The sequence below is a fragment of the Caballeronia terrestris genome (assembly GCF_001544515.1).
In the GTDB taxonomy this organism is placed as follows: domain Bacteria; phylum Pseudomonadota; class Gammaproteobacteria; order Burkholderiales; family Burkholderiaceae; genus Caballeronia; species Caballeronia terrestris.
In genome coordinates this window covers 1-5,216 of sequence record NZ_FCOL02000160.1, presented here as the reverse complement: position 1 = coordinate 5,216, position 5,216 = coordinate 1, and the positions used below count along the sequence as shown (strand labels likewise).

Genomic DNA, 5,216 nt, shown 5'->3' with positions numbered 1-5,216 from the left:
AATGTCATCGAGCGCGACATCAGGCCGTTTGCCACCGCGAGAAAATCGTGGCTGTTCAGCGATACGGAAGCCGGTGCGAAAGCAAGCGCGATCGTCTACAGTCTGATGCTCACGTGCCGAGCCTGCGGCGTCGAACCGCATGCCTGGCTGCTGCACGTGCTAACCGAGTTACCGCAGCGGCCCCCGGACGCTGACATTCGCGACCTGCTGCCGTTCAACTACGCCAAGCGGCAGGCCGAGACAAGCGTCAGCTGACGCAGCGGACACGCTCCGATCATCGCGTTGGCGCGCAAGCCATCAAGACCGCTAGACGCAGCCATGCTTGCCCTTCGCTTGCAAGTGATTCCCTGTTCGGTGTGCTAAAACTATCGCTTACGATCAATCGGACGCAGTAACTGGGGCGACATGACACCTCCCAAGCAAATGACAGGGTTAGAAAACCTGCCCGGTACCAATGGAGAGTTTCTTCGGCCGCACGGGTGCACGCGGCGCGAGATCCGCCTCATTGACAGGTGACGTCGCGGGCGATTGCGCGACCGTCGACACTGGCGCGGCACCGGGCTCGACCGTTCGCGGCGGTCCGGCCGGGGTGCGCACGGTGGGCGCCGTCGCGAGCAACCGCATCGCTTGAGCGAGTTGGGTCGCGGCCTTGCGCGTCGTCTTCGCCTGTGCCAGCTTCTCCCGCACGTACGCTTCGATTGGATTGACGTCGGCCCCGACGTGATTGCGACGTTTGCCTTTTCCCTTGCGGATCTCCTGACGCAGCTTGAGGTTGTGCGGCACCACCCGCCACGCGCCCTGCGCTTCGAGCACGCCCAGTTCGGTGCCATCCGGTAGAAACGCCCGCACGCAGCGCAGGTCATCGGCATTCATATACACGAGCAGATTCCTGCCGATCAGGTGAGCGCTGGTCGCCAGCACGCCGTTGGTATAGCGCACGCCATGAAGCTTGATGTGCGGGCGCACGCCCTGCTCGAGATAGGCGCGAACCCGACAGCGCCGTGCCGACTGCATCAGGCACAGCGTGCGACGGCGCTGTTCGGCAAGCCACGTCACCAGCGTTTGCTTGCCGCGCACGAAATATTCAATCGCCTCAAGAGGAGTGGCATTATTTAGGCCGCTGTGTGGTGTGCCGTTGTAGGCAGCAATCGCATACTCGACAAGTTCTTCAAGTTCGTCGAGAGACACGTACAGGCGCAGGTTGTCTTTCGGGTCGGAAAGAGCGCGGCGCAGATCGCGTGGATGCGAACCGGTGTAGCCTGGCAGGCGCGACGACAGGCGGCTCGCGATCGTGCCGAAGAAGCGCTCGATGTAGGGACGCTCGTCGGGACTGTAGCGCGGACCGGCGTCGACACAGCAGCCGATGAATTCGCACAGTGCCGTCAACGTTTCGTTCGCCCATCCTGCGGTCCGTAGCCGAGCCCGGCTATGTTGAATGCCTTGGGGCGATGGGGTTCCAGCGCTTTTTCGATGGTCTTGATCACGTCGTAGCGGCAATACTCGCTGGCCAGCACGATGTGGAAACCCAGCACGGCACGCGTGCACACGTCGATGATCACGAGGAGCCACACCCGCTCCATCTCGAACTCGTGCTCGAAGCCCAGTGGATCGCGAACGACCACCTTCAGGCGGATGTCGAGGCGGTGACCGTCGAACTCCACTACCTGATACGGGCGCGTCGCGGCCGGGCTCTTTGTGCCCTCTGTGCGCGGCAGACCTTTCAGATGCGAGGCCCCCGCCGAGCGGGCGGCCGTTCCAAAACCGCGCAGCATCTCCGCCTTCAGGCGCTGCGACAGCGAGCGGATCGCGTGGCCGGCCGTATTGAACGGATAATCCGCCGCTGTCAGCCCGACCATCCTGCACTGTCGCAGGAATTCGTCGTGCAGCGACCGCAAGCCCCGCAGACGTGTCCGCAATCGTCCATCGGTGTTGAGCTGCTGCAGCAGCACGCGGCGCTGCCTGACCTGCAATAGCAGCCAGGCCGCAAGCGTCGGGTGGCGCTCGAAAAGTTGCGACAGCGCCCCGACCGTACCGCGACTGCCGCGTTCGCCCCGAACCGTCACTGGACTCACCCGGACATATCCACCGATCCTCACATGCTTGATCAGTGCGCGAAATCCGTAAGGGCGTCCGTCTGGATGGAGCGACAAACCCCGTTCGAGCCAACGATAGAGCTGCCGCCGGTTGACGCCGGTCGCTTGCTCGATATCCTTTACGCACTCGCCCCGCGCGTAGCGCTCGATCGCCTGCATGCGCACCTGGAAGGCGTGAACTTCTTCCTTGTCGAGTTCTGTGTAGGCGACATCAGGCCAGGCTGTGACGTCGAGTTCCTGGAAGTCAGGTTTGCGCCGGCTCATGGCACTGGCTCCGCAGCGACAAACTCCGTAAGGAGCGACAATGCTTCGGTTCTCAGAGCTTGAGCGCACACGCGGCCGCTGTACAGCAGCCCGAACACTGCCGTACGCACGACAATCGGATCGCCTGTTGAGAACTCCCGCTCGATTGCGAGCAGTCTTTGCGGATCGCGAAGGAAGCGTTCGATCGCGTGCGACAAGGCATCTGAAGCCAGTCCCCGGTTCGCCACGATGTACGGCAGCATACGCTGCCAGTTGTCGATCCACATGCGTGACGCCGCGAGTTCAGCCGGCAGGACCGACCGACAGTCAACTCCGCCTGAGCCAGATGTACGGCAGGGCTCGCGTCCATATCGACAATCGAATCGCCAAGGAGGACTAATTCCTCGCGATCAACGTAACGAACCCAGAACTCCGCGAGATATCGCTGTCCGCCGTACTGGATAAACCCCGGCCTTTCGCAGAAAGCGCCAACCGCAGGATCGGCTTCGAGCAGAATCCACTGCTCAAGCGCGGAGCGCCGATAAAACGTCAGCCGCCGGTCCAGTTTCGGACTGAACACCTCAAGACGGTGCGCGCCTCTCGGTCTGACAAGCGCCACCGGCTGCTTCTTGTCGAGTGAATTTTCCATAAGATCAACACCTTACGGACGGAATTCGAAGTCTAGGACGTGAAATGACGAATTTAATGCGGACTTATGCGAATTGACGACATTATTTCGTTCGGACTGGAAACAATATCGTCAATTCAACCGGGTACCGGTTGTACGGCGGCCAATCTGGATTGACAGAATTAATGCGCTCTACGAATAGCCGCGCTCGATTGTGAGCCTTTCCGGGGACGACCGCTATCGATGATCTCAGATTGCCCGCAACGCCGCATCGATGTTCAGTCCGGCCGGTAGCAACTCCCCCCGTGGGATCCGCACCAGCACGAACGCTCGCACTACGGCCGGATTGCCTGGAACGCGTGCGAAGTGGAATTCAATCTCGTGCCCCGCGTCCCCTCCATCGGGCCGTATTATGTTCATCATGTCCAGGCGCACGCGTCTGCTCTGAACGTAGAGGTGGTCAGATGGTGTCGAGAACACATTGCATACACACTCCAGTTCAAGCTCACCTAGCTGCCCCGGCACTCTGAGCTTGGCAAGCGCATGCGAATTCTCTTCCATCTGCATTCCAAGACGAGCCAACTCGGCTGATTCGGTGATTAAAGGCGCGCCAACGACCGCACGCATGCCCGCGCCTTGCCTTTCCAACAGGTCGACACGCTCCTTGATCAATGCCCGCGATTGTTTCACCAGCCCGCGTTGATTGGCGGCGAGACGCGCGAGGCCTTCCAGCGTAAGTTGATCGATCATTCGACGTCCAATCTCTGCATGCAATGACGCATCTGATTCACTGCAGATCTTGACACGATGGTCACTGAAGCACAGCGTAGTCTGGGGCACGTCATGACGGACAGAGTTTCCTTCCTGGGCGACGCCCAATACGTGCCGCTCGGTCATCGCCATGCCGAGGACGGCATACGCGTCCGTCAAATCGGCCCGGCTCTCGAAATAAGCACGCAGTGTTTCCGACCGACTAAAGGCCTGAGCCAGATCGTCGGGTGTCGCGAAGAACGCCCGAATCGCCAGATCAGACGACCATGCGTCGGCGTTGGCATCGCGCAGCGGCGGCAACGAGGCGACAAGATTGTCCGTGTAGTCCAGCGCCGTCGTGAGCGCATGCGTGAGCCTCTCTTCGTAACGACGCGCGTTCTTCAATCGCGGGTTCATTGCGAGAACTCGAGCAACCGCATCGGTGGTCCTCTTTTCGAAATCTGAACCCGTGCGCGCGCGCTGACGCGAAAATAATCTATCGAGGAAGGCCATCTCGACTCCAACCGGAATGTCTCAACGGACCATAGATAATGCAAGACCGCCGAACCCCAGTTGATCTAGAGCAAACGGAATCATCGCCAATTCACGCGTAGCTCTGCCACTCGACGAGCAGAGTTCTCCACGGATTCACAGCAACAAGGAAATGCCGAACAACCCGAGGGTCGTCGTGGATTACCGCGGCTACTGTTTGTGGATCGACCAGCTCAATGGCAATGATCGTCTCAACGATCGCAATTTCCGAATGAGAAGGAGTGACAACGTCAACGACTTCCTCATCATTGAATACAGCCGTGCGGACTGCAGCTTCCCGTGACAGCCGGCAGGACGCCTATGTGCGCTTCGACCTGAACGACTACTCGATACCGCACACGCATGGGCGACGCACGCTCACGGTTCGTGTCGACCAGCATCAGGTGCGCATCCTCGATGGCGCCGATGTCGTCGCCGCGCATGCGCGCAGTTACAACCGCGGCGCGCAGATCGAGCGCGGCGCACATCGATGCGCTGGTGGAGCACAAACGTGAGGCTCGCCACCACCGCGGCCTGGACCATCTCGCGCACGCCGCACCGGCTGCCCGGACACTGATGCTGCACGCGGCCGAACGCGGCAGCAATCTGGGCGACATCACCGCGCAACTGCTGCGATTGCTCGACTGGTATGGCGCCGCCGAGCTTCAGGCCGCGATCGAGGAAACCCTCGCGAGCGGCGCCGCGCCGCACCAGAATCTGGGGCGCCTGACACTGGAGCGCCGGCGGGCTGCCGGGGGAGCCACGCCGCCCATCGCCATCAAACTGCCGGAACACGGGTGACAAGGACAAGCGCGTGACGCCGCACCGGCTCGACATTTACGACCAGCTCGCAGCGGAGGCCGATCCTGACAAACAGGACTGAGCAGTTGGACGAGCGCGCCCATGCCTTACGGATGTACGGGTTGCTGGCGCACTGGAGCGAGATCGCCGACGCGTCATGGGTCGGGCCG

At 61.2% G+C, this 5,216-nt stretch carries 6 protein-coding genes and 1 pseudogene; 3 read left to right on the top strand and 4 right to left on the bottom strand.

Annotated elements, in window-relative coordinates; genetic code table 11:
* On the top strand, positions 1-255 hold a 255-nt coding region (locus AWB67_RS34330; protein ID WP_143328450.1), incomplete at its 5' end, for a transposase domain-containing protein.
* Between the two features lie 177 nt (positions 256-432).
* Here the strand turns inward: AWB67_RS34330 and AWB67_RS34325 are convergent.
* The 3 genes and pseudogenes from AWB67_RS34325 to AWB67_RS34315 form a co-directional block, all read right to left on the bottom strand.
* Positions 433-2,357, bottom strand: a pseudogene (locus AWB67_RS34325) (helix-turn-helix domain-containing protein).
* Complete coding sequence (locus AWB67_RS43260) at positions 2,354-2,623, bottom strand: hypothetical protein (protein WP_327359525.1); 270 nt, start codon at positions 2,621-2,623, stop codon at positions 2,354-2,356. Before AWB67_RS43260 ends, AWB67_RS34325 begins: the two are co-directional and overlap by 4 nt.
* A gap of 590 nt (positions 2,624-3,213) precedes the next feature.
* Positions 3,214-4,227, bottom strand: a complete 1,014-nt coding sequence (locus AWB67_RS34315) for a hypothetical protein (protein WP_087660412.1) — start codon at positions 4,225-4,227, stop codon at positions 3,214-3,216.
* A gap of 299 nt (positions 4,228-4,526) precedes the next feature.
* Here AWB67_RS34315 and AWB67_RS42495 point away from each other — a divergent pair, with 299 nt between their 5' ends.
* Positions 4,527-4,760, top strand: a complete 234-nt coding sequence (locus AWB67_RS42495; protein ID WP_235008037.1) for a Mu transposase domain-containing protein — start codon at positions 4,527-4,529, stop codon at positions 4,758-4,760.
* On the top strand, positions 4,744-5,046 hold the full coding sequence (locus AWB67_RS42490; RefSeq protein WP_235025518.1) for a hypothetical protein: 303 nt from the start codon (positions 4,744-4,746) through the stop codon (positions 5,044-5,046). Before AWB67_RS42495 ends, AWB67_RS42490 begins: the two co-directional genes overlap by 17 nt.
* On the opposite strand, the gene AWB67_RS42485 is transcribed toward AWB67_RS42490, so the two are convergent.
* Positions 5,024-5,216, bottom strand: a 193-nt coding sequence (locus AWB67_RS42485) for a hypothetical protein (RefSeq protein WP_235025517.1), incomplete at its 5' end; no start/stop codon positions are given. The genes AWB67_RS42490 and AWB67_RS42485 overlap by 23 nt on opposite strands.